The 23764-nt window shown below is 40.6% G+C and carries 17 protein-coding genes and 7 pseudogenes; 11 read left to right on the forward strand and 13 right to left on the reverse strand.

What is annotated here, in order from left to right; genetic code table 11:
• Nucleotides 1-98 precede the first annotated feature (98 nt).
• Both PN838_RS01305 and PN838_RS01310 read left to right on the forward strand, forming a co-directional pair.
• Nucleotides 99-836 (forward strand): dienelactone hydrolase family protein, encoded by a 738-nt coding sequence (locus tag PN838_RS01305; protein WP_272179539.1) that lies wholly within the window; start codon nucleotides 99-101, stop codon nucleotides 834-836.
• 124 nt (nucleotides 837-960) lie between these two features.
• A pseudogene (locus tag PN838_RS01310) lies at nucleotides 961-1884 on the forward strand (M14 family metallopeptidase).
• Between the two features lie 123 nt (nucleotides 1885-2007).
• Here PN838_RS01310 and PN838_RS01315 read toward each other — a convergent pair.
• The 8 genes and pseudogenes from PN838_RS01315 to PN838_RS01355 all read right to left on the reverse strand — a co-directional run bounded on the left by PN838_RS01315 (nucleotide 2008) and on the right by PN838_RS01355 (nucleotide 11444).
• Nucleotides 2008-3060 (reverse strand): annotated as a pseudogene (locus PN838_RS01315) (aldo/keto reductase).
• 101 nt (nucleotides 3061-3161) lie between these two features.
• A pseudogene (locus tag PN838_RS01320) lies at nucleotides 3162-3835 on the reverse strand (nitroreductase family protein).
• Nucleotides 3836-3944: 109 nt separating this feature from the next.
• Nucleotides 3945-6470, reverse strand: coding sequence for a hypothetical protein (locus PN838_RS01325; protein WP_272179540.1), 2526 nt, complete (start codon nucleotides 6468-6470; stop codon nucleotides 3945-3947).
• 122 nt (nucleotides 6471-6592) lie between these two features.
• Nucleotides 6593-7048, reverse strand: a complete 456-nt coding sequence (locus PN838_RS01330) for a hypothetical protein (RefSeq protein WP_272179541.1) — start codon at nucleotides 7046-7048, stop codon at nucleotides 6593-6595.
• A 218-nt stretch (nucleotides 7049-7266) separates the two neighbouring features.
• Nucleotides 7267-7795, reverse strand: a pseudogene (locus PN838_RS01335) (NADPH-dependent FMN reductase).
• A gap of 136 nt (nucleotides 7796-7931) precedes the next feature.
• Nucleotides 7932-8300, reverse strand: coding sequence for an NAD-binding protein (locus tag PN838_RS01340; RefSeq protein ID WP_272179542.1), 369 nt, complete (start codon nucleotides 8298-8300; stop codon nucleotides 7932-7934).
• Complete coding sequence (locus tag PN838_RS01345) at nucleotides 8219-9616, reverse strand: monovalent cation:proton antiporter-2 (CPA2) family protein (RefSeq protein ID WP_272179543.1); 1398 nt, start codon at nucleotides 9614-9616, stop codon at nucleotides 8219-8221. The genes PN838_RS01340 and PN838_RS01345 overlap by 82 nt, the downstream gene beginning before the upstream one ends.
• 445 nt (nucleotides 9617-10061) lie before the next feature.
• Nucleotides 10062-11444 (reverse strand): annotated as a pseudogene (locus PN838_RS01355) (DEAD/DEAH box helicase).
• A 207-nt stretch (nucleotides 11445-11651) separates the two neighbouring features.
• On the opposite strand from PN838_RS01355, the gene PN838_RS01360 reads away from it, so the two are divergent.
• The 5 genes and pseudogenes from PN838_RS01360 (at nucleotide 11652) to PN838_RS25875 (ending at nucleotide 16063) form a co-directional block, all read left to right on the forward strand.
• Nucleotides 11652-11912 carry a GIY-YIG nuclease family protein gene (locus PN838_RS01360; RefSeq protein ID WP_256448301.1) on the forward strand — a complete coding sequence of 87 codons (261 nt, stop codon included), beginning with the start codon at nucleotides 11652-11654 and terminating at the stop codon, nucleotides 11910-11912.
• Nucleotides 11913-11998: 86 nt separating this feature from the next.
• Entirely contained in the window at nucleotides 11999-12916 is a 918-nt protein-coding gene (locus PN838_RS01365; RefSeq protein WP_215962781.1) for an extracellular catalytic domain type 1 short-chain-length polyhydroxyalkanoate depolymerase, read from the forward strand.
• A 135-nt stretch (nucleotides 12917-13051) separates the two neighbouring features.
• A pseudogene (locus PN838_RS01370) lies at nucleotides 13052-15328 on the forward strand (TonB-dependent receptor).
• A gap of 92 nt (nucleotides 15329-15420) precedes the next feature.
• Nucleotides 15421-15615 (forward strand): helix-turn-helix domain-containing protein, encoded by a 195-nt coding sequence (locus tag PN838_RS25870; RefSeq protein WP_334313246.1) that lies wholly within the window; start codon nucleotides 15421-15423, stop codon nucleotides 15613-15615.
• A gap of 55 nt (nucleotides 15616-15670) precedes the next feature.
• Nucleotides 15671-16063 (forward strand): LuxR C-terminal-related transcriptional regulator, encoded by a 393-nt coding sequence (locus PN838_RS25875; RefSeq protein ID WP_334313247.1) that lies wholly within the window; start codon nucleotides 15671-15673, stop codon nucleotides 16061-16063.
• Between the two features lie 361 nt (nucleotides 16064-16424).
• Here PN838_RS25875 and PN838_RS01380 read toward each other — a convergent pair whose 3' ends face one another.
• Genes PN838_RS01380 through PN838_RS01395 form a run of 4 tightly spaced genes read right to left on the reverse strand, consistent with a single transcriptional unit; the run spans nucleotide 16425 to nucleotide 19591 of the window.
• A complete protein-coding gene (locus PN838_RS01380) occupies nucleotides 16425-17576 on the reverse strand; it encodes a sensor histidine kinase (protein WP_272179545.1) in 1152 nt (383 codons plus the stop codon).
• 11 nt (nucleotides 17577-17587) lie between these two features.
• A complete protein-coding gene (locus PN838_RS01385; RefSeq protein ID WP_272179546.1) occupies nucleotides 17588-17962 on the reverse strand; it encodes a hypothetical protein in 375 nt (124 codons plus the stop codon).
• Nucleotides 17963-17982: 20 nt separating this feature from the next.
• Nucleotides 17983-18420, reverse strand: coding sequence for a hypothetical protein (locus PN838_RS01390; protein ID WP_272179547.1), 438 nt, complete (start codon nucleotides 18418-18420; stop codon nucleotides 17983-17985).
• On the reverse strand, nucleotides 18401-19591 hold the full coding sequence (locus PN838_RS01395; protein WP_272179548.1) for an SLC5/6 family protein: 1191 nt from the start codon (nucleotides 19589-19591) through the stop codon (nucleotides 18401-18403). Before PN838_RS01395 ends, PN838_RS01390 begins: the two co-directional genes overlap by 20 nt.
• A 140-nt stretch (nucleotides 19592-19731) precedes the next feature.
• On the opposite strand from PN838_RS01395, the gene PN838_RS01400 reads away from it, so the two are divergent.
• The 3 genes from PN838_RS01400 to PN838_RS01410 all read left to right on the forward strand — a co-directional run bounded on the left by PN838_RS01400 (nucleotide 19732) and on the right by PN838_RS01410 (nucleotide 21881).
• Nucleotides 19732-20247 carry an MFS transporter gene (locus PN838_RS01400; RefSeq protein ID WP_272179549.1) on the forward strand — a complete coding sequence of 172 codons (516 nt, stop codon included), beginning with the start codon at nucleotides 19732-19734 and terminating at the stop codon, nucleotides 20245-20247.
• A gap of 23 nt (nucleotides 20248-20270) precedes the next feature.
• Nucleotides 20271-20693, forward strand: a complete 423-nt coding sequence (locus PN838_RS01405; protein WP_272179550.1) for a hypothetical protein — start codon at nucleotides 20271-20273, stop codon at nucleotides 20691-20693.
• 243 nt (nucleotides 20694-20936) lie between these two features.
• On the forward strand, nucleotides 20937-21881 hold the full coding sequence (locus tag PN838_RS01410; RefSeq protein WP_272179551.1) for an alpha/beta hydrolase: 945 nt from the start codon (nucleotides 20937-20939) through the stop codon (nucleotides 21879-21881).
• A 91-nt stretch (nucleotides 21882-21972) separates the two neighbouring features.
• On the opposite strand, the gene PN838_RS01415 is transcribed toward PN838_RS01410, so the two are convergent.
• A complete protein-coding gene (locus PN838_RS01415; protein WP_272179552.1) occupies nucleotides 21973-22755 on the reverse strand; it encodes a 3-hydroxybutyrate dehydrogenase in 783 nt (260 codons plus the stop codon).
• Nucleotides 22756-23058: 303 nt separating this feature from the next.
• On the opposite strand from PN838_RS01415, the pseudogene PN838_RS01420 reads away from it, so the two are divergent.
• Nucleotides 23059-23756: pseudogene (locus PN838_RS01420) on the forward strand (CoA transferase subunit A).
• Nucleotides 23757-23764: the final 8 nt, after the last annotated feature.

The raw sequence follows: 23764 nt of genomic DNA on the forward strand, positions 1-23764 counted from the left end.
TATTTGTTTTAATCCATATAAATCATGCCGCTGTTGTTGATTTACCAACAACAGCGGTTATGATCGTGTCACTCTTCAACAAAAAGTGACTACCAAAAATGATCACCACCTCTGACTTCCATGATATTGAAACACCAACGGGCACAATGCGCACTTATGTGTATCGACCAAATGAAACTGGTAATTTCCCGGCTATAATTTTCTACTCTGAAATATTTCAACAAACAGCGCCGATTGCACGTACAGCAACAATTTTGGCTGGTCATGGATTTGTGGTTTTAGTGCCAGAGGTCTTTCACGAGTTAAACCCTATTGGAACTGTCTTAGGATATGACGATGAAGGAAAAGATAAAGGTAATAATGATAAATGGACTAAGCCTTTAGAAGCGCATGATAGCGATACAGTAGCGTTAATTGATTTTGCTAAATCACTAGATTATTGCACAGGAAAAGTTGGTGCAATGGGGGTATGTATTGGTGGCCATTTGGCGTTTCGAGCGGCATTAAACCCCAATATTCTGGCGGCCAGTTGTTTGTATGCGACAGATATTCATTCAGATACGTTGCCTAGCGAAAAAGACAACGATTCATTTAGTCGAACAGGCGATATCAAAGGTGAATTGCAAATGGTTTGGGGAAAACAAGACCCTCATGTCCCTGACGCTGGGAGAATGAAGATACACCAGCAACTTCTAAATTGTGGTAATCATTTTAGTTGGACCGAATTTAATGCGCAACACGCTTTTATGCGTGATGAAGGGGAACGCTACGATCCCGTTTTGGCAATACGTGTTTACACTATGGCTGTGGAATTATTCCAAAGAACACTTAGATGATCTTTTTAAACTTTAATTTAGGCGCATAATAGAAACTCGACTCTTCTAAAAAGAGCCTCAATAAAAACTAAATTATGATCATTTTGATAAAAATGATTGTTCAGTTGTACAGAAAGGAAATTGAATGGATTACAACATTGGTGTACCTAGCCAACCTTGGGGAAGCACTGAAAAACAACAGTGGTTTGCGCAACAGTCGATAAAACGTGACTATAAGCAAACTGTCATGCCGCATATAGAAAAGCTTAAAACCCATTTTGAGGTAACCCAATACGGGGCGCTGTCATACAATTCTGACCGTTACCCTTTGTTTGCAGTTAAGACAAAAAACGCTGACTCACAATTACCAACAATATTAGTTACCGGTGGGGTTCATGGGTATGAAACCAGTGGGGTAATGGGCGCGTTGAGGTTTTGTGAAACGACCATGCTGGATTATCAAAAGCATTTTAATTTTATTGTAATTCCCTGCTTAAGCCCCTAGGGATTTGAAACTATTAATCGATGGAATCCCAATGCGGACGATCCTAATCGGTCATTTTTCCCGGCTAATATTAATGACAACATATCAGTTGAAGAGTCTGGTTTATTACAAACCTATTTATCGCAACTTGATGTCGAACCTTTGGCCCATTTTGATTTGCATGAAACAACAGATACTGACAATTCAGAATTTAGACCCGCCTTAGCAGCTAGGGATGCAATTGAGCAAAAATCGTGGAATATCCCAGATGGTTTCTACGGTGTTGGCGATACGTTAAAGCCTGAACCTGAGTTTCAAGCGGCTATTATTAAGTCAGTGGAAAAAGTGACGCATATTGCACCCGCGGATAACGATGGCAAGCTCATAGGCAATGAATTAGTCCAGAAAGGCGTGATTAATTATGCGACTAAAGCGTTAGGTTTATGTGCAGGTATGACGGACGCTAAGTACGTTACAACTACCGAAGTTTATCCAGACAGTGATTTGGTTGATCCAGAAAATTGTACCATCGCACAAGTTGCAGCTATTGTAGGTGGCTTAGATTATTTAATTACCGTAATTTAAATTTGAATACTGCATTAAACAATACATTTTTAATGGTACAACAAATACAAACGCCGCTTAATTTAGCGGCGTTTGTGTTTTTGCTGCAGTAAAATGAAGTTTCTATTATTTTAATTTGCGGTATTAAAATGTTGCCGGATATTGGCGCAATGTTAGCGCAATTTCTTCTGCCATAGCGTCAGGAATGGTCATTTCAAATGCCTCAATGTTCTCTGTAAGCTGAGCTAACGAGGTTGCACCAATAATTGTTGATGTAACGCCGTCTATTTGATTCGTCCAAGCTAACGCTAACTGAGCCGGCGTAAAGCCATATTTATTCGCTATTTCTACGTATTGCCGAACTGCGGCGTCGGTTTGTTCTGTATCTCTAAATAAGCCGTTACGTTGGGCCATCCGCCAACGGCTTCCCTCTGGCCTTGCACCACCAATATATTTACCTGTTAGGGCACCTGCAGCAAGTGGCGACCAAGGAAGGTATGCGATGTTTTCATGAACACAATTTTCAATCAAATACGGCCAATCTTTGGTATGCAATAAATTAAACTCGTTTTGAATCGATACCATTTTTGGTAAATCGTATTTGTCACTTAGCTTAAGGTAGGTATTTATTCCCCAAGTCGTATCATCAGAAAGGCCACAATGATGTATTTTACCCGCCTCTTGACAGGTTTTTAACGCTTTTAAAATTTCCAACATTTGTTCGGTATGAAGTTTACTATCAGCTTGCGAAAACTTAACCTTGTTAACATGGTGTTGTGCAAAGTGTGGAGAAGTGCGATTAGGCCAATGCAATTGATACAAATCGATGTAGTCTGTTTTCAGGCGTCTAAGTGAATCATCAACGGCTTCAATTACACTGGCACCGGTAATTTTTCCACCGTCACGAATGTAAGGTAATCCTGGACCTGCAATTTTAGACGCTAGTATCATTTCTTTTCGACGTTCTGGGTTTCGGCTCAACCAGTTGCCGATAACTCGCTCTGTGTCACCATATTTTTCAGGGACAGGTGGAACGGGATATAGCTCAGCGGTGTCAAAAAAATTAACGCCTTTGCTTAGTGCATATTCTATTTGTTCATCGGCATCTTTTTGCGAGTTTTGGTTGCCCTAGGTCATTGTGCCTAAACACACTCTAGACACTTTTAAACCACTGGTTCCTAACGTTGAATACTTCATTTTTTAACCTAGATTTTTCTCAATAAACAATAAATTGTGATGAAAGCTCAATATTCAATGCCAATTGTTGTTTAAATAAAGTAGTTGAAATTAGAATGGCACTATAAAAACGTGGCGATATCTTCAAATGGCTTTTTATCCCGAGCATGATTGGGCACTGTAGCACCTTCTTCAGGGTAGCCTGCAATAATCAACATATAGGGACGCTCATTATCAGGTCGTTGGCATATTTTTGACAGGAATTGCATTGGCTTTGGCGTGTGTGTCAGCGTGACTAAACCACAGTCGTGCAAGGCATTGATCAAGAAACCCGTGGCGATACCGACTGATTCATGAACATAGTAGTTTGTTTTTTGATCTTCGGCTTTGAGGCCACCTTTTTTTGGGAAAAAACAGCGATAAGCCAAGGTGCATGCGCTAAATAAGGTTTCTGAGCATTGGTGCCAAGGGGTTTTAAAGCATCTAGCCATTCGTCGCCTGCGCGCCCGTCATAAAAACCTTGTTCGTGTAATTCGGCTTGTTCTCTAACCTGTTGTTTGATCTCCGAGCTATGTATTGCAACAAAATGCCATGGCTGATGATTTGCTCCGCTCGGTGCAGTACCCGCGGCTTTTATGCAATTTTCTATGATCTTTTGGTCAACGGGTCTGTCACTAAATTGTCTAATACTGTGGCGACGTTTAATATTATTTAAAAATGTTTCTGAACGTTTCAGCATGACATCAGGGGCGTATTCGATGTAGTCATTTAGCGGTGTACAATTGTGTTCATTCATTCTTGAATTCTTATAATTATCAGTGAGTAAAAGGATACGAGTTGCGCCTAGCTTACCCATAGAATGTTATAACGCCAAGTCTATGGGTAAAATTTAACTCAATTCAAATTTAAGGTCGAATGTTCACTCGTATTCTTTTAAGTACACTCACATAGCCATCAGTAATAGTCACGGAAACAAACACGTCCGTTTCCTCTGTCACTGCTAATGACGTCACGGTTACTGTGTTAGTGGGTGGACTATTGGGGTCACCAACAATCACTAATAATTCCGGGTCTCCACTTTCTACCGAAACGACAGAGACGACATCACCGTCTGTGGCAGAATCTGGATCACTAGGCGTAATGTTAAAAGTAAACGTTGAGTTTTGCAGCATTAAAACGCTACCGGTATCGTTGGTTATCGGTGGTTCATTTTCCAAAATCACTGAAACGACAAATGGCACTTCGGTATAGGTTTCGTCGTCGTAAACACGTAAAATAAGTTGAGCGTTTTCGATTACCGAACCCTTACTCGCGCCTGAAATGCGAATGCTATTTATATCAGCTCCGTGGACGACGATCTGGCTTGGAATTATCGCAGAGGTTGGTGTACGCACCTCAACACTTAGTGACAAATTATCAATATCTACAACGCTTAGCGGTAAAGACACAATGTCGTCATTAATTAACGTTAGGTTATTCTCTGATAGTGTGATTACTGGTGGATCATTGACCGGCATAACATTTAACGAAACAGTTTCAGTGGTCACAAACGCATTTGCAGAGTCGTCACGAGCCGTTATGTCAAAATACAATAAAGTGTCGACCAAAACGTTATCTGGCACTGACACTTCAATATACCCGTCCTGTTCGGTAAGAGCTAACTGATTAGGGAACGGGTTTGTAATGGTAATAGCGATATTGTCGCCGTTAATATCAAAAACTCGATAGTTAATAATCAAATCAGCGCCTTCGGAAACGTTACTTAAATAAGCAGACACCGTTAACTCCGGTGGCGTAGGAATAATAGGAACGGTAACTGTGATATTCAAAAACGTCGATAAGAATCCGTCTGATGCCGACGTAGAAAAGATAAACTCCTGTTCATAAGGGCTATCTTCAGAGACGGCGAGGGCCAATATTTGCGTATTAGGATCATAACTATATGTTAAGTTTGAGTTGTTTACAGTGGAAAATAGATTCAACTCGTCGGTATCTGGATCAACATAGGTCAATCGCATTTGCAGTGTTTCACCAGGTAACATAGATACTTCGGTGTATTGTGCCGTGATCACCGGTGCGGTATTTGTAAAGCGTATTTTGGCCGGAATCGATACGAGGGCCTGTTCGGCAAAGTCGTCAACCGCAGTTACGTCGATTACACCGTCGTAGTCTTCCAATACATTGAGTGCTGTTACAAATAGACTGCTACCTTCGACAACAATCGCAAATTTATTTGTGTCGTAACTTAGGGCAAACGGTAATGTACCTTCCTCGGCATCGGTTACGTCAACTTGAATTTCGGCTGTACCGCCTTCCACTAACTCAATACTGTTTGTATAAGTTATTACCGGTGGGGTGTTATTTTTTACGACTACATTAATGTCGGTACTCGATTGAGCGCCAAACTCATCTGTAGCGATAAGTGTTATGGTTGTCTCGATATCATCGTCTGTTTCGTTTGGTAGGGCAGTGATTGCCAAATTTTCGTTTTCTAAAATGACCTGTAAAAGACTATCATCAAATTCAAATGTAACTGTAAAATCGTGAAGTTCAAGATCAGCGATGGCATAAGGCAATAACACACCGGTGGTCTCGAGCACGTCAATAGTTTGTGCAACATCAATTAACGGTGAACTATTCGGGTGGCCACCAAGAAACTCGACAAAGTTATTTTTAATGTATAAGTGATAGGTGAGTTTGGAGTTAAAATTACCATCACTAGCAACAATCGTTATTTGTTCATGGTTTAAATCGGTTACGTCGTCGCTGTAAACATAGACATATGGATAATCAATGCGATAACTGAATGCAGGATCAGAGGCGATAACCGAATATTCTAAGTTACTTTCTAAGTCGTCAAACGCGGCAAATGCTAAAGTCGCGATTAGGTCTGTTTCCACGCCCTGCAATTTGATTAATAAACTCAGGTCTACATTACGTTCTAAGTAGATCTGAGGTGGTTCATCGATAGCAACTTCACCAGTTGACGTTAAGGTAAATGTCGTTTGGCTGCTGTTGTGTGCGTCACTTATTTCTACCGTAATTTCGTTATCATCTATGTCAAATGACGCGATTGGATATAGGGTAATTTGGATCCCTGTTTGGGTTAAATTTACGTGGGTCGTCAGCCATTTTGGGCCTTTAATAATGCGATAGGCAATGCGGTCGGAATCGGGGTCATACAAGTCATAATCGAGCGTGGTTGATTGACCTGTTGGAACATTGATCGTGGTATCTTTGACCGCTAAAGTAGGTATGTGAGTGGTTTCTAAGTCTCGGTTTTTATTGTAATAAATCATATACATGGTGGATTCATTTACCACACCGTTTTTTTCAGTTACGGCTACAATTTCACCATATGTATCTTCTTCTCCGATAAAGGCTTCTATGATCAGGCTGTTCTTATCAGCTGAAAGCTGACCTTTAATCACCGCAGAATTGAAATAAAATTGTTCGGTGACTTCGTCATCATCTGTGTAGTTACGCTGTATTTCAATTTCAACCGTCTCGCCCTCAAAAATGGTTATGTAATTGCTGGGAAAATAAATGAGATTTAGGTTGAGTTCACTAAGGGGGCAGTCATCAACTGAGCCTGTACAGTCAGGGTCTGGATCTTCAGTTCAGGATCAGTTGAAATGGGAGTCGCAACGTAGTTTACGGTCATTTCTGACGTTTGAGTTTGGCTAGAAAACGACAACGTAAATTGTCCAGAACCAGTCTGGTCTCCTAACATAAAGCTGATCTGTTTATTTGTTTGATCAACCGCTAAGGTGCCATGACTTGGTGCGGATGTGATTGCGACATTGATATCAAATTCAGTTTCTTGCACAACAAGATAATTGAGGAGCGCTGTAGAATTAATCTCGACAGTTAACTCCGTTGAGTCGAGTTCAACGGTAAAACTTTCATCAATTGTTGTTGTCTTATTGCTGTCACTGCAGGCCAATACAAGCATGGAGATAAAAATGAGCAATAGATTTCGACCAGCCACTACAAAATGCGTCATCATAAAAACTACAGGTACCAAGGTGAAAAGAGACTTTAATTATAGCGGCAGTTAGCGGATTTTCTTTACTTGAATGTTGAAGATTTGTTGAAATTAATTAGCAAAAAACAAGGGAAACTGAACGTTTCCCTCGACTGTTACACAAGTCTAATTAATGACAAAAGTAGAACAAAATATTTGGTGATAGCGTATTACTCTTGTCAAAGTTTAACGTGCGTCAATTATTGTGTTAATAGCGCAACGGCAGTTTGGAGTTTGTCATTTAACTCTGCATTGCTGAGTTTGCCTTGCTCTACGTCAAAATTGTCGTAGAAACTAGGTATTGACAATGATGCTTTAACATCGCCATTAAAATACGGTGCTGACGTTACCGCTGTATTTAATACAGAAGCAGCCCCACTATGATCTTGGCGAAGTGGCCAGAAGCAACATAGGTTTATTTTGATAAACTTTTGGATCAATACGCGAAGTCCAATCAAAAAGGTTTTTAAACGCCGCCGAATAGCTGCCATTATATTCTGCAAAACTAATCACAATTGCGTCGGCATCAGCAATTTTTTGGTGAAATTGTTTCGCTTGTTCAGGTTGACCTAATTCGGCTTCGCGTTCCATGCTAAAAATAGGCATTTCATAGTCGTTAATATCAATGATGTCAGCTTCTGCATTCTCAATTAATGATGTAGCATAAATGGCAAGTTGTTTGTTTATTGAATTTGCAGAATTACTTCCTGCAAGTGTTAATACTTTCATAATAGTTCTCCTCTTGGGTAATGCTGAGCAGTCTATTATGTTCGATTAGAAAGATTAACAGGCCAAATGGTGAATGATTGTTTCCAAATGGCCTTTAATTGACGGTAAGACGTTGATTTTCAATTTAACTTTTAAGCTATTTTTTTACTTTTGCATTATCTGGATGAACTTGTTCGTAATAATCTTGCTTGTAGTCCGTTAGCAGCTCGTCTTGTTGTTCGAAGGTAAATCCAGAGCTAAGCAGTAACTGACGGCTTAACTCGATACTTGCTTCTAAATTTTCCGAAACGACTTTGTAAGCGCCTAAATCCATAAGCTTTTTACAAATAGGGGCATTATGGCCACGAGCATAAATCTTAATTGATGGGTAGTGTTGGCTCAAAATTTCCACGAGCGTGGTGGCCACTTCTGAGTCATTAACCGTCACGATAATTGACTCCGCATTTGCAATGCCTGCCGAATGTAATGTTTCAGGCTTTGTGACATCCGCATAAAAGACTGGCATTCCCAATGCTTGGTATTTTTCACTAAAGATACTTCACTCTCAAGCGCCACATAGGGCACTCCAGCAAGCGATAATATGTCGCCAACGCGGCGTCCAACACGACCAAAACCGGCAATAACAATGGGTTGGAATTCAATTTCTTTTTGTTCAAGCGGTTTGTCAGATGGCTTTAAATGTAATTTGTAAGCAATTGCAGCCAAAATAGGTGTGACAAGCATACTAATGAGGACAATTAATAACAAAGTATCAAATGTAGATTGAGTTAAAATGTGACTATTAAATGCGATGGAAAACAATACAAGTGCAAATTCGCCACCTTGAGCCAATATCAAAGCCACAGCCAAGCCGTTGTGCTTATTTAAGCCAAATAAGCGACTTATAGGCCACAGAATCAACGCTTTAATAGCGACGAGTGCAAATACCATTGCAATGATAAATAGGGGCGACTGACTTAATACATCTAGGTTTAGCGACATACCCATCGACATAAAAAATAGCCCGAGTAACAAACCACGGAACGGTTGGACTTCGGCTCGGATTTGGTGACGGAACGCGCTGTCTGAAATAAGCAATCCCGCTAAAAATGCTCCCATTGCCATTGATAGACCAGCATGTTCGGTTAAATAGGCGGTACCTAAAACAATGAGAAGGGCAGAGGCAGTAAATACTTCTGAATTAGCAGCATGTGCGACTCGATAAAGTATTGGGTTAAGCAAGTAACGACCAGCCAAAATAACAAGCGCTAAGATCCCAATGGATTTTAAAAATGCATAGCCTAAATGTATATCGCTTGACTGATCGGCGGATAACAGAGGGATCATGGCTAGTAAAGGAACGACGGCTAAATCTTGAAACAGTAAAACCGCCATAGAGCTTCGCCCGTATTCAGAACTTAAAGACTTTTGCTCATTTAAAAGTTGAAGGACAAATGCTGTAGAAGATAATGCGAGCGCTGGACCAATGATAATAGACGCTGCAAAATCTAAATTAAACCCGTAATAACAAATGGAAGTAATAACCGTGCCGGTAAGCACTAACTGCAATGAGCCCTGACCAAAAACCAGTCGTCTAATTTTCCATAGAAATGCAGGTTTCATCTCCATTCCGATCAAAAATAGCAGCAAGACAACACCAAATTCAGAGATATGACTAACATCTTCTACCTGTGCAATAAGCCCGAGACCAAATGGACCTATGGCTAATCCAGCAAGTAAAAATCCTGGAACAGCACCAAGTTTAATAGCTTGGCAAATTGGTACCATGATTACAGCGGCGATGAGTAAATAAATGAATTCGAGCAAGTATTGAGAAGGCACTATTTTTCCTAGTTGTTAATGGCTACGGATACAATAAGTTTATCTTATTATTTACGGATAAAAGTTGTGTTAAATCAAAGTGTTTTTCGATAATTATCAGAGTTACTCTTAATTATTAGAGCCACTTTTAAATTATAGTCTAGTAACAATCCAGCAAAATTTGATAAAAATATTACATTAGAGCCAAAAAAAGGAACGCACTAATTAAAATACGTTCCATTATTTATAAGCATTTAATGAGTTTACTTATCGCCTCGCTAAGAGGCTAAGTAATGCTTGGCTAAAATCTGTGAAGAACGAATATAAGCCAAGCGTTTCGTGTTCTACTTTTGCGACTTGATATGTGAAGCTAGAATTAACACTAAACCCTTACAAACAAACCGAATTTAATTAATAGCACCTAGCCACAGAAACACATAACAGCAAATAAAACGGTTGTTTATACTCAGCCGTTATTTGAGCGACGTGGCGCTCCACTGGAACCACGGTTACTTGTATTTGCTTTACGAGGCCCATTGCTGCGACGAGCGCCAGAATTATTATTTGCCCGGCCACTACCAGAACGATTGTTTGGTTTATTAGACCCTTTGCCCATCGAGCCTTTTTTCTCAGCGTCGTCAGAATTTAAGTCTAAAGATTTAACTTTTTTGGCTTTTTCTTTTGTGGTGCACGAATAGGGCGAGACGCTGGCACCTTTAAGCTAGGTTTAAACTCTTCATCAACAGAACGGTCGATATGTTTTTGAATTAACTGCTCAATCTTACTTAAGCTATCAAATTCCTCTTCACATACAAATGAAACTGCGATGCCTTCGCTACCCGCACGACCTGTACGACCAATACGGTGAACATAGTCCTCTGCAATATTCGGCATATCGAAGTTAATTACCTGTGGTAACTCATTAATATCGATACCACGTGCAGCGATGTCGGTTGCTACCAAGACTCGTATAGAACCATCTTTAAAGTTTGCTAACGCGCGGGTGCGAGCACCTTGGCTTTTGTCGCCATGAATCGCAGCGGCTGTGATGTTTTTAGAGTCTAGGTTACGTGCTAATCGGTTTGCGCCGTGTTTTGTGCGACTGAAAACCAACACTTGTTGCCAGTTATTTTGTTTGATTAGCTTGATAAGAAGCTTAGATTTATTACTTCGGTCAATTTCGTACAGCATTTGATTTACCGTATTCGCCGTCGCGTTTGCCGGAGATACAGACACTTCTACAGGGTCATTCATTAGCCCTTTGGCTAGAGTTTTTATATCGTCCGAAAACGTTGCAGAAAACATCAAATTTTGTCGTTTTGTTGGCAGTAATTTTAGAATACGTTTTATGTCGTGAATAAAGCCCATGTCTAACATGCGGTCAGCTTCATCAAGGACTAAGGTTTCAAGTTCGTCAAAACGCACTGCTCTTTGATTAAATAAGTCCATCAATCGATAAGGGTAGCAACCAAAACGTCAGCACCTTTTCTCAACGCCATCATTTGTGGGTTGATTTTTACGCCGCCAAAGACACAGACATAATTTAAATTTAAGTGCTTGCCATACATTTCAACGTTTTCTGCAATCTGGGCTGCAAGTTCGCGTGTTGGCGTTAGGATCAGGGCTCTTACTTGATTTGAGCTGGCTTTTTTGCCGTCCTCTAAGCGGTGCAATAGCGGCAGAGTAAAGCCTGCCGTTTTACCTGTCCCGGTTTGGGCTGCTGCCATTAAGTCCTTTCCGGATAGTACAGCTGGGATAGCCTGAGCTTGAATTGGCGTTGGTGTTTCATAATTTTTTCAGATAACGCTTTAAGGATAGACTCGGACAAACCTAATGAAGAAAAGGACATTAATACTCTCAAATTGGTGAATTGGTGGATGGTACAAACGCGCTGGAGGCTACAGTAAACAGTGTACTAAGGCAAGCTCGTCGTGTATTCAGCGATGAATTATAGCCTAAAATTTAACATCCTCCATAGTTTGACGTTAACATTCCTCTTAACTTTAGCATTAAAATTCATTACCTTTAGCGATATTCAGTTTCGGGAGCACTAATTTTGAGTTGGTTTGTTTATATTTTGTCCTGTAAGGATAAATCGCTATACACTGGGATCACGACAGATTGTACTAGAAGATTACTGCAACATAACAAAGGTACTGGTGCGAAATATACGCGGGCACGACTCCCTGTAACTTTGGTTTATCAAGAAATAGCCGATTGTAGAAGCACAGCAACCAAACGTGAAATAGCGATTAAAAAATTATCTCGTCAACAAAAACAAGAACTTATAAAATCTAAACCTTGTCAGAATTCATAATTTTCGGCGTCTGGCTCTAAAGTACCATTTTCTATTTATACCTGCTGTCTCATTATCAACCTGTACTGTAAAAAACGGGATTGAAAATGAAATCGACTTACCTAGCAATATTGACGTTAATTAGCGTTAGTTTTTCAACACTTGCTACAACAAAGTTTACTGCCTTAACCCAGTTTGGTGACAACCCTGGACAGCTTACGGCCACTTATCTATCGAGTGGTCAAAATAATAAAGCACTTGTTGTTTTGCTACATGGCTGTGGTCAGCACGGTGAAACCTTTGCGGATCAAAGTGGGTTAGCGGATGCTGCACAAGCTTTAGGATTCGCATTACTCGTTCCACAGCAAAATAAAAGCAACAATGTGCAACTTTGCTTTAACTGGTTTTCACCTATTGATCAGATTGGCATTGAAGGCGAAAGCCAGTCAATTGTAAATATGATCAACTCGCTAAAAATTAAATTACATTCTTCAGACGTTTATATTGCTGGTCTTTCAGCTGGCGGCGCAATGGTGTCAAACCTGTTGAGTTCACATCCTCAAATATTCAAAGCCGGTGCTGTTGTTTCGGGCATTGGTTTCCCATGTGCAGATTCGTTAGTGAAGGCGATTTCTTGTATGAAAAATGGCCCCGCGGAACCACCGGTGCAACTCGCAAAAATGTTAACCCCATTGCTAAAAGACAAACTACTGCCGCAAGTCACGCTTGTTGTTGGCAAAGCGGACAATATTGTTAACCCGCTAAATAGCGATAGTTTGGCGCAAAGCTGGGTAATGTTGAGTAAAGCGCAGCAGGTTTCACAATCGAGCAGTTTGGGTGTGCATCACCAACTTTGGCAGGACAGCAAAAAGGACAGCTCACTCGAGTTAATTAAATTTGATGACTTTGGTCACGGTTGGTCAGTTAATTCAGGTGAAAAATTTGGCGGTCAAGTTGCTCCGTATTTGATCGAACACAAGGTCAGTACCACAGTTTTATTACTTAAGGCTTGGAAACTTATTTAGTTTCATGGTCTTAGTTGGGAAATTCAATGGATAACCGTATACTACTAATGTACAAATTATTTATTTTACAAATTGGTATACAGTTTTTCGAGTCAATGTTTAAAGCTATAAAAATAACTACAACAGGGTAATTACATGAATAAGAAAAGCGTTAGATATACTAGTTTGGCATTAGCCATTAGCGCTGCACTTTCAAGTGCGAATGCGTTTTCAGCTGAACCAACAAAAGAAAAAAAGAGGCACTGGAAGTCATTGAAGTAACTGCTCGTAAAACAGTAGAAAATATTCAAAAAGTTCCAGTCGCATTAACGTCTGTAAGTGCGTCGGATTTAGCTGAGGCTGGTATTTCTGTTATCACCGAGATTCAGCGCTATTCGCCAAATACAACACTACAAACAAGCCGTGGTACGAACTCAACATTAACGGCTTTCATTCGTGGTGTCGGACAACAGGATCCGCTTTGGGGATATGAGCCATGGGGTCGGCATTTACATCGATGACGTTTACATGGCGCGCCCACAAGGTGCCGTTCTTGATCTGCTTGATGTGAGCAGAATTGAAGTATTGCGGGGACCGCAAGGAACCTTATATGGTAAAAATACCATTGGTGGTGCCATTAAATACGTTACGAATGAAATGTCAGGCGATAAAGAATTTAATATTGAAGGCACATTAGGTAGCTATAACCAAACAGACATCAAAGTTACAGGTCAAATGCCTTTAATTGAAGACAAACTTTACGTTGGATTTGGTCATGCAGATCTTAGCCGTGATGGGTTTGGCGAATTTATTATTGCGCCAACCGGCTAGGACAAAGAAAACTACAATAAAGATCTGTCGGCAACTCGTTTAACCCTTGAGTATCACGCAACGGATGATTTGTTTTTCCGTTTAGCGTGGGATAAAACTGTTGATGATTCAAACGCGAAAGGCGGACATCGTTTATTGCCGAGTCTTATTGACACCAATCCGGCAGCAACCAATATATATGATTCGAATACCAATATGCCAACTTGGAATAGTGTTGAGCTCGAAGGTATAAGTTTCATGGCTCGTTATGATATTAACAATAATACTTCGATTAAATATATCGGCTCTTCTAGAGAAAGTTATTCTGAAACCAATATCGATTTTGACAACACGGCAACAGATATTTTTGATGTTCCAGCCATTTATGACGATGAGAACTCGAGTCATGAATTACAGTTATCTCATACTGGTGATGATTATACGGTAGTGGGTGGTTTGTTTATGTCTGATGCGACGTCGTGTGGACATTATGACGCAATTTTGGGGCATTTGGGCAGAGTATTTGGCGCAAGTTCATTTACACGAGAAGTTACCGGATGTAACAACAGCGATAGTGTTGCGGCATACGCTCAAGGTAGCTACAACATTTCTGATAAATTATCGTTAACAGTTGGTGCTCGATATACAACTGAAGAGAAAACTGCATTTGTTAATAACACGGTCCACTGGGGAGAACATTACCCAGAATCTGGCTGGACTGACGGCTATGTGAGACCTGCAGACTTACCTGAAACGATGACATTGGGTATGGATACCAATGGAGATGATGTGCTCGACAGTGCAAAATCAGCAGATTGGTCTCGTTTTACTCCACGTATTGGTGTGGAATATCAAGCAGATGCTAAAACTATGTATTTTGCGAGCTACTCACAAGGGTTTAAGTCAGGTACATTTAATCCTCGTGCAGAAGGTAACGAAGAAGCTGCAGATCCAGAAGTTGTTGATTCAATTGAATTTGGTATGAAAAAGATTGGAACGACGTATTGAGAACTAATATCACGGTATTTTCAATCGACCATAAAGACCGTCAATATATCGTATTAGCTGATACAGATGATGCAACATCAATCCCTCAATATTTAGCCAACGCGGCTGAATCGAAAGTACAAGGGATTGAAGCGGAAGTGACATTTGCCGCAACTGAAGAATTGACCTTTGACGTTGCATTAGGGTACTTAGACGCTGAGCTAACTCAAGCAGAAAACATAGCAACTGAACTCGTTGGGCTAGCAAGTACGCCAGATTATACGCTTAACTTATCGGCTAATTACTTGATGGATACTGATGTAGGTTACTTTATCTTGTCAGGCAGCTACTACATGCGTGATGAATACGTGTTGTATGAAGAGACAGACTACTTATCTCAAGATGCTTATGGGCTATTAAACCTAAGCTTGAACTGGGAAAGCTTAAATGGCGATTGGTATGGCGCTATTCATCTGAAAAACATTACAGATGAAGAGTACTTAGTTGGTGGCTATACGTTTGTCGGTAAAGACGACGACGGTAACTGGACACCAAGGTACTGGGTTTGACCAAACGTTAATCGGTTATTATGGCGATCCGAGCACGGCTCATATCACCATTGGTTACCGTTTCTAAACTAGACAGTTTTATTTATTGTTGTGCTGTAAAAAGAGCTGGCGTCATCCAGCTCTTTTTTACCATAAAATTAATTGCCTTACAGAGTACAAATGATGTTAGCTTCCACTATATTAATTGCCGATGACCACCCGTTATTTCGGACCGCACTAAAACAAGCCGTAGGTCAGTGTTTGCCCAACGTGACTATGCTAGAAGCAAATAGTGTAGATGAGTTGTTTAGTGTAGTAGAGTCAACTCCAGAGCTGGAAATTATGTTTTTGGATCTGCATATGCTAAGGGAATAATGGCTTTACGAGTTTAACTCGCTTACAGAACCATCACCCGGATATCATTATTATTATGGTATCTTCCGATGATGCGCCTGAGATCATGCAAAAAGCCATCGACTTTGGGGCGGCGGCTTTTATTCCTAAATCGGCTGATCTAACGGTAATATCCGATGCAATTACCGCGGTACTAGAAGGGGATACTTGGTTACCAAAAGATGCCAACTTACCGAGTCAAACCAATCATAATGATAAAAAACTTGCTAAACAATTAGCATTGCTAACACCGCAACAGTATGTGGTTTTATCACAAATCGCAGATGGACAATTGAACAAACAAATTGCTTATGACTTAAATATTAAAGAAACGACAGTGAAGAAACATGTGTCTGCTATTTTACTAAAATTAGAAGTCACTAACCGCACTATGGCAGGAATGGCTTTCCAACAGTTAACGTTAAACTAGTCGTTTTACAATATATGGACGAAGGGATTCTCCCGTTATATAGCGCAGCCTGTCCCATCAATTAAACAGTAACTGTTTTAGTTGTTTTTTAAAGCCAGTGATTTAACTGGCTTTTTGGTAAATTGAAAGCCACCTAAGCTAACTTGTTCCCGTACCTGTTCCGATGTATCTGCAGAGCAAACAATGCAAGGTATAGGGGTGTCCGAATAGGCTAAAATGTGGTTGAAAAAGTCGATGCCGTTGTCGCCGTCATCTAAGTGGTAATCAACGATAGCTGCCGCCAGTTTAGGTTTGTAGTCTGAAAGCGTATCTATCTGCTTTGATTCACAATATTCTTGCCATTGTTGACGATCTTTTATCGCTAAAACGGTAAACCCCAGCTTTCTAATTGTTGTTTTAACGCCTCTAATAGCAACTCATCATTATCAATAACCAATATTGTATGCCCGTTAAACAATGGGCTATTTGATTCGATTAGCTCTGGGCTTTCTACTTGGCTTTTTATTTCAGGTGCACAAGTGGGCAGTGTAACGCTAAATACCGATCCTTTACCGACAACTGATCGCACAGCCAATTCAATATTGAGCAATTGAGCGATACGTTTAGAAATGGTTAGACCTAAACCCAAGCCCGGCTTGTCGCGGTTTTGTTCTAAACGCTCAAACTCTTGAAAGATTACGTCTTGTTTTTCCTGAGGGATACCTTGCCCGTTGTCCCACACCTGAATTTGGACTTTATCGGGATAACGACGAACGCCAATCAATACTCGGGCTTGTTTGCCGTCTTTTTGAGTAGGTGAATAATGAAACGCATTAGACAAATAGTTTTGAACAATGCGGCGCAATAAACGAATATCTGAGTTCACCCATAAACAACTTGATTGAAAATCAAAGCGAATGTTTTGTTGTTTTGCCAACAGACTAAACTCATGAAATAGTGGATCTAAAACGTCTTGAATAGCAAAAGGTTCTTCAACAATTTTTTGACTGCCACCTTCCAGTTTTGAAATTTCAACGAGATCCGTTAACAAACTTTCCACAACACCTAAAGAGTCTTGGATATGCTCTGCGATGGTTTCGGACTTTGTCCCTTTGACTTGTTGTTTTAACATGTCTGTGAATAACGACAACGCGTTAAATGGTTGCATTAAGTCATGACTTGCCGCGGCTAAAAAGCGGGTCTTACTTCGGTTTGCAAGTTCGGCTTCCGCCTTGGCTTTACTCAGTGCCAATGTTCGTTCATCAACTTTACGTTCTAAATGTTCATTGGCATATTGTAGGGCTTTTTCAGCCTCGATATGGCGGGTGATATCGGAAAAAGTACTCACAAAACCACCGCCCGGCATTGCTTGACCTCTGATTTCAAGAACAACGCCAGTGGGTAATACGCGTTGGAAATAGTGATTGTTCCCGGCCTGCATATGCTCGATACGTCGCACGACCATAGTTTCTATGTCGTCGCCTTCAAGCATTTTTCGTTCAGCATTAAATTGAATAAGCTCCTGGATAGGCATACCAATCTTGACTAGGTCTTTGGGATAATCAAGGAGTTCAATATAACGTGAGTTCCATAGGCAACTAGTCGCATATCGGCGTCAACGATACTTATACCTTGCTCGATGTTTTCAACACCGGCTTGAAGTAATTCTCGATTAAAATGAAATAACTGACTTGCTTCATCGACAATGTTCGCAACATCTTCTAATTGAATGTGCCGATTACTGTCCTCTACCGCGGCGTTCATCACTAATTTTGTTGATGCTGAGCCTAAAACAGAGGCGAGTTTTTTACGTGCGAACTCTGTTAATTGTGGTGAGGCAGGAGATTGTTTTGAGAGATTTGCATCTACATGCTGCATTAAATCCTTTGCAGCTTCTAGACTGACAAACCGATTTAGCAAACGGTAAAGGTCATCTGTCGTTAACTGGTAAGTAACTCTATTTGTTGGTTTTTTAAAAATATCTCCGCTTGTATTTTTTCACCAACAGAGCGCCGACTATTTAGCGATAACAACACAAAACACAGAGTATTGATGGCGAGACTGATAAATACGCCGTGACTTGTGACATCTAACATTCCTAGACCAAATAAATTGGTCGGTTGCAACCATGAAATGCCAAACAAACCTTGTTCAACGAGATATGAATTAGGCCATACTGTGGGCAATAACAAGGTATAACACCATAGACAACTACCGACTACGATACCGGTAAGGGCGCCGCTCGAACTGGCACTGCGCCAATACAATGCGCCTATCACAGCTGGGGCAAATTGAGCCAGTAACACAAACGATAAGATACCAATACTTGAAAGATGGCTTTGTTGGTCAACTATCCGTTCAAATAGCAATGACAGCATTAAAATGCCAACAATCGCAAATCGACGAAAATTTAACAATAAAGTAGAAAAGCGCTGGTTTTGATCTACATATTTGGGGTTGAAGCGTAATAGACTCGGGGTAATTAATTCGGTTGAAACCATAGTTGATAGTACAATTGAGGCAACGATAACCATACTCGTTGCAGCCGCAAGACCACCAATATAAACAAAGATACTTAACCATTCTTGTTGAAAATATAGTGGCAAAGTTAATATATAAGTATCGGCATTGACACTGCCACCTATGGAAGGTGATTTGTCCCGCAATTGCGATTGGAAGTACAAACAAGTTAATTAATATCAGAAACAATGGATAAAGCCATCGGGCGGTTTTTAATTGTTGTTCGTTGTGATTTTCTATCACCATGACATGGAACAGTTGCGGGGTAATAAAAATTGAAATAAAACCAAGGGCAATCTGAGCTATTGGCATATAAAACGAAGTCGTTTTGACTTCGGCTTGAGGAAGTTGCTGTTGTTGAACAAGTAAATCGGAAAACCCGTCAAATACGCCAAACGTAATGTAATAGCCGACTGTCGTGATGGCGAGTAACTTGACTATAGAACTAAAAGCGATAGCTAAAGTCAGGCCATTATTTTGTTTATTTGCAACAACATGCCGTGCACCAAATAAAACACTAAATACGGAAAGTACCATAGCGACGATAATGGTGGTATTCACCCCTGAACGATAACTGCCAGTCACTAAATCAAAACTTTGGCTAATGGCTCTAAGTTGTAGGGCAATATAAGGAATTGTCCCCAAAAGGGCGATAACGGTAACGATACCCGCAATGTTTAATGATTTGTCGTAGCGGCAGGCAACAAAATCCGCAATTGAGGTTAAATTTTGTTGTTTGCTTATTCTGAGCATTTTTAACAGCATCGGCCACGCTAGAATAAAACAGGCTATCGTACCGTAATAGATATAAGCAAGCCATTGACCGCTTGTTGCAGCTTGACCAATGATCCCGTAAAACGCCCAAGAGGTACAGCTCACGCCCAGACTCAAGCTATAAATCCAAGGGTGATTTGTCCATCTAGAGTTTTTGCCCTGTTGTCCCCAATAGGCGATAAAAAACAGCAGCAATAAATAGCCGAGAGACAACAACCCGATAAACCACGTATCGACAGACAGCCATGTAAACAAAGTATTACCCCAAAATATAAGCGAATCGTTAGCTTAAAGGCAGACTGCGGATAAGCATAGTGTACTAAGGTAGAAGATATTTTTGATAAACCCTGCGTTAATCTCCTACCATCACTTTTCTAAATGAAAAATTAGCATATATGAATATTAGTAACAAATACCTAGTGGAAGCGATTGTTTTTCTTAGTTATGTCTTGTTCGCGATGGCATGGGTGGGGGGAACTGCAAGTATGAGCCAAATAATGGCCAACTTAGATTTGACCAGTTTGGCGTCGGCGAGCTTTATTTCAGGGGCTGTCACGTTTGCAAAGATAGTCGGTACGTTTAGCGCGGCTTACTTTGCTATTCGTTTTGGAATAAAAGGAGCGTTCTTTGTTTCTTGCTTATTGGTCACCGTCGGGTTGATGACTCCTTATGCGCCTAGCTACGACTGGCTATTGGTTAGTCGATTTTTAATGGGACTTGGCGGGGCATTAATGATTGTTTACTTCAATCCAATTGTGATGAATTGGTTTGCAGTAGAGGAACGCGCCACGATTAATGGTCTAAATGCCGTCGCATTTAATGTTGGTACGGCGATTGTTTTGTGGTGTATGAACGACATCAATGCGCTTACCGGAAGCTGGCAAAATACGCTTGTATTGTTTTCTTTTTAAGTGGATTGCTGGCAATTTTTTGGTTGTTCGTTAAATTTGATGGGACTAGTTCTGCAGCGCAAGAGAAACAAGAAGGCGCAGTTCAATATAGTTATAAGTCTGGTATCACCGATAGCTTTAACTGGGCGTACGCTTTAACGTATTCTGGTTTGCTGGCGTTTTATATTTGCCTTTTTACCTTTTATCCAACAGCCGGAATATCCGCGAGTAAATGGGTTATAGGCGCGGGTATTATAGGCACGATTGCGGGCATGTTATATAGCCGTAAAATCAAACAGCGAGTCCCCGTTATTCGTTGGTCAGGCTTAATCCAAACGGTAATGGTTATAGGGTTGTCGTTTTCAGAAAACGCATTAATTCAAACAGGCTCCGCTATCTTACTGGGGTTCTTTATATTTTTCCCTATAACGGCATTGGTTTCTATCCCACATGAAATGAAAAAATGAGCGCGGGTAAAATTACCGTAGTCTTCAGTTTGTTCTGGTCAATCAGTTATTCGGTGGCAACCCTTGTCTTGTGGTTGTTTGGCCTCGTTGTCGATTGGCACCAGGGGGATTTTTTCTATGCATTTGTATTAATAAGTTTTGTTAGTTCAAGCTTCTTTCTAGGTAGTTTCTTTTTACCTGAAACCAATCCGAAATCTGATTTATCTGACAAAACTGAACCAACGACAGAATAGGACAATAAGCATGCGTGGCGAATTATCACCAAAGCTAACGGACTTTATTGCAACGGTAAACGTTGCAGCCAAAGCGTTTAAATCATCTGGTCAAACCCTGACGACGGAGCAGGCGAGATTAAATTTACAAAAACTGTCAGCTTTTGTAACTAAGGTTCCGGAAATTTCCTTTATTGCGGATAAAGAAATTCGTCATGAAACCTTATCAGTGCCCGTACGATTGTTTAGTCCCGATACTCAACGACCCTTGCCAGTACTTGTGTACTTTCATGGTGGTGGGCATATGTGTGGCGATATTGAGTTGTATGATCCTATGTGTCGAAAACTTGCCATTCATAGTCATTGCCATGTTGTGGCAGTTGAATATAGACGCTCTCCAGAGCATCCGTACCCTTGTGGTTTGGTAGATGCCGAGATCACAATTAAAAATATTCAACTGGTGTTGGGCGACGTGCAGCACAATGGTCAAATTTTTATTGCTGGTGATAGTGCCGGTGGCGCAATTTGTACCAGTATTTTGATGCGTCAAACCAGTTATGGATCTATTTTATCTGGTGTCACGATAGACAAGCAGATATTAATTTATCCAAGTGTTGATTACACCGGCTCCACGGGGTCCTATATAGAAAATGGCACGGGATACTTGTTGGAAAATAACCGAATTAAATGGTATTTCGATCATTATTTTACTGCCAATGAAGACCGAAAATTAGCGTCGCCTTTGTTTGGCCCGTTACCTGAGAACTACCCTAAGACACTAATTATTACAGCAGGGTGTGACCCTCTTAGAGATGAAGGTCTAGCTTATCTAGAGCGATTGATAACCAAAGGCGTTGAGACTCAACACGTACAGTTTGAAGGGATGATCCACGCCTTTATGAATATCGAAGATCTTGTCCCAGACGAGTGCCAATCTTTGTATAGTGAAATTAGTCGGTTTGTTCAAGCAGAATAATAGAGGTATGGGTTTTAGATTTTATTCACAAATAATAGTAATAAAAAACGCAGCCAAAGCTGCGTTTTTATTAAGTAAACGTAAAATAGATTTATTGAGCTGTCCAACCGCCATCAATAGGTAGCGATGCTCCGGTTATTCCAGCCGCCGCATCACTGCATAAAAAGTGAATCAATTCACCAATTTGCGATGGTGCTGCCATTTCTGCACGGGGTTGTTTGGCTGTGACGAGTTTTGCTTTAGCAGTCGCAAGGTCAGAGCCGTCTTTATCTGCAATATCTTGAATTTGTTGATTGATTAATGGTGTTTCCACCCAACCTGGGCAAATGGCATTAACCGTAACACCCATATTAGCGTTTTCTATAGCGGTCACTTTCGTTAGTCCAACTAAACCATGTTTAGCGGCGACATAAGCAGACTTGTTAACTGAGCCTACTAATCCGTGTACAGACGCAATATTGACGATACGTCCCCATTTTTTGAGCTGCATTTTTGGTAGTACAGCCTGAGTAGTATGAAATGCTGAGGATAAATTAACGGCTAATATTAGATCCCATTTGTCTTTAGGGAATTCATGAACTGGCGCCGTGTGCTGTATACCTGCGTTATTAACTAAGATGTCGACAGTGCCAAGTTCTTGTTCGATAAAAGAGAACATCTCTAAAATTTGGTTTTGATCGGCCATATTTGCATTTGAGAAATAGCTTAGAACGTTATATTTTTCGGCTAATTCATGGGCGATTTGCTCACCAATATGATCTTCCACTAATCCATGCACAACAATATGGCAGCCGGCATTTGCCAAAACCTCAACAGTTGCCAAACCAATGCCACTTGTAGACCCAGTGACTAACGCAATTTTGCCTTTTAACATGGTAAACCCTTTTATTTTTATTGATGTTATGACAATACCAAATAATGGGGTGAAAAAAATTACTACTAAAGTGCCACACAGGCCAAATTTAGTGGCCTTGGTGTTCTAAAGTAGCAATGACTTTAGGAGATTAATGCCTACACTGTAATAAAGCGTGTAATGACTTCGAAACAAAATGTGTCAAAAGATGTTTACTTACCTATGGTTCTTGATTGAGACAACCGTGCGCTAAAAAATTGGGTCAGTGACAGAGTTATGTAACTATTGGCAGATAAAAATACTAATAAAATAAGAGGGTTGAAAATGGCAGGGTTTGACAAAGTAGTGACAAGCTATGAACAAGCCATGGCGGGATTGGAAGACAACATGACCGTTATCGCAGGTGGATTTGGTTTATGTGGTATCCCAGAGGGCCTCATTGCTGAAATTAAGAAAAAAGGCACAACGGACCTGACAGTTGTATCAAACAATTGTGGTGTAGACGGCTTTGGACTCGGTATTTTATTGGAAGACAAGCAGATCAAAAAGATGGTGTCTTCGTATGTGGGTGAAAATGCGTTATTTGAAAAGCAATTACTCAATGGTGAATTGGAAGTTGAATTAACGCCACAGGGGACACTTGCAGAAAAAATGCGAGCCGGCGGTGCGGGTATTCCTGCGTTCTTTACTGCAACCGGCTACGGCACGTTAGTTGGTGAAGGCAAAGAAGTACGTGAATATAATGGCCGCAACTACATATTAGAAGAAAGCATTACAGGTGACTTCGCAATAGTCAAAGCGTGGAAAGCTGACCGTTATGGTAATTGTATCTATCGTCACACGGCGCAAAATTTCAATCCTATGGCGGCAACAGCAGGTAAAGTCACTGTTGTTGAAGTTGAAGAGATAGTTGAGCCTGGGAACTAAACCCAAGCGAAATTCATACGCCCGGGATTTATGTAGACCGCATTATTTTAGGTACGTTTGAAAAACGTATCGAAAAAATTACCACAGCAGATTAATAGGAGAC

It is taken from the genome of Psychrosphaera algicola (assembly GCF_028401425.1).
Lineage (GTDB): Bacteria > Pseudomonadota > Gammaproteobacteria > Enterobacterales > Alteromonadaceae > Psychrosphaera > Psychrosphaera algicola.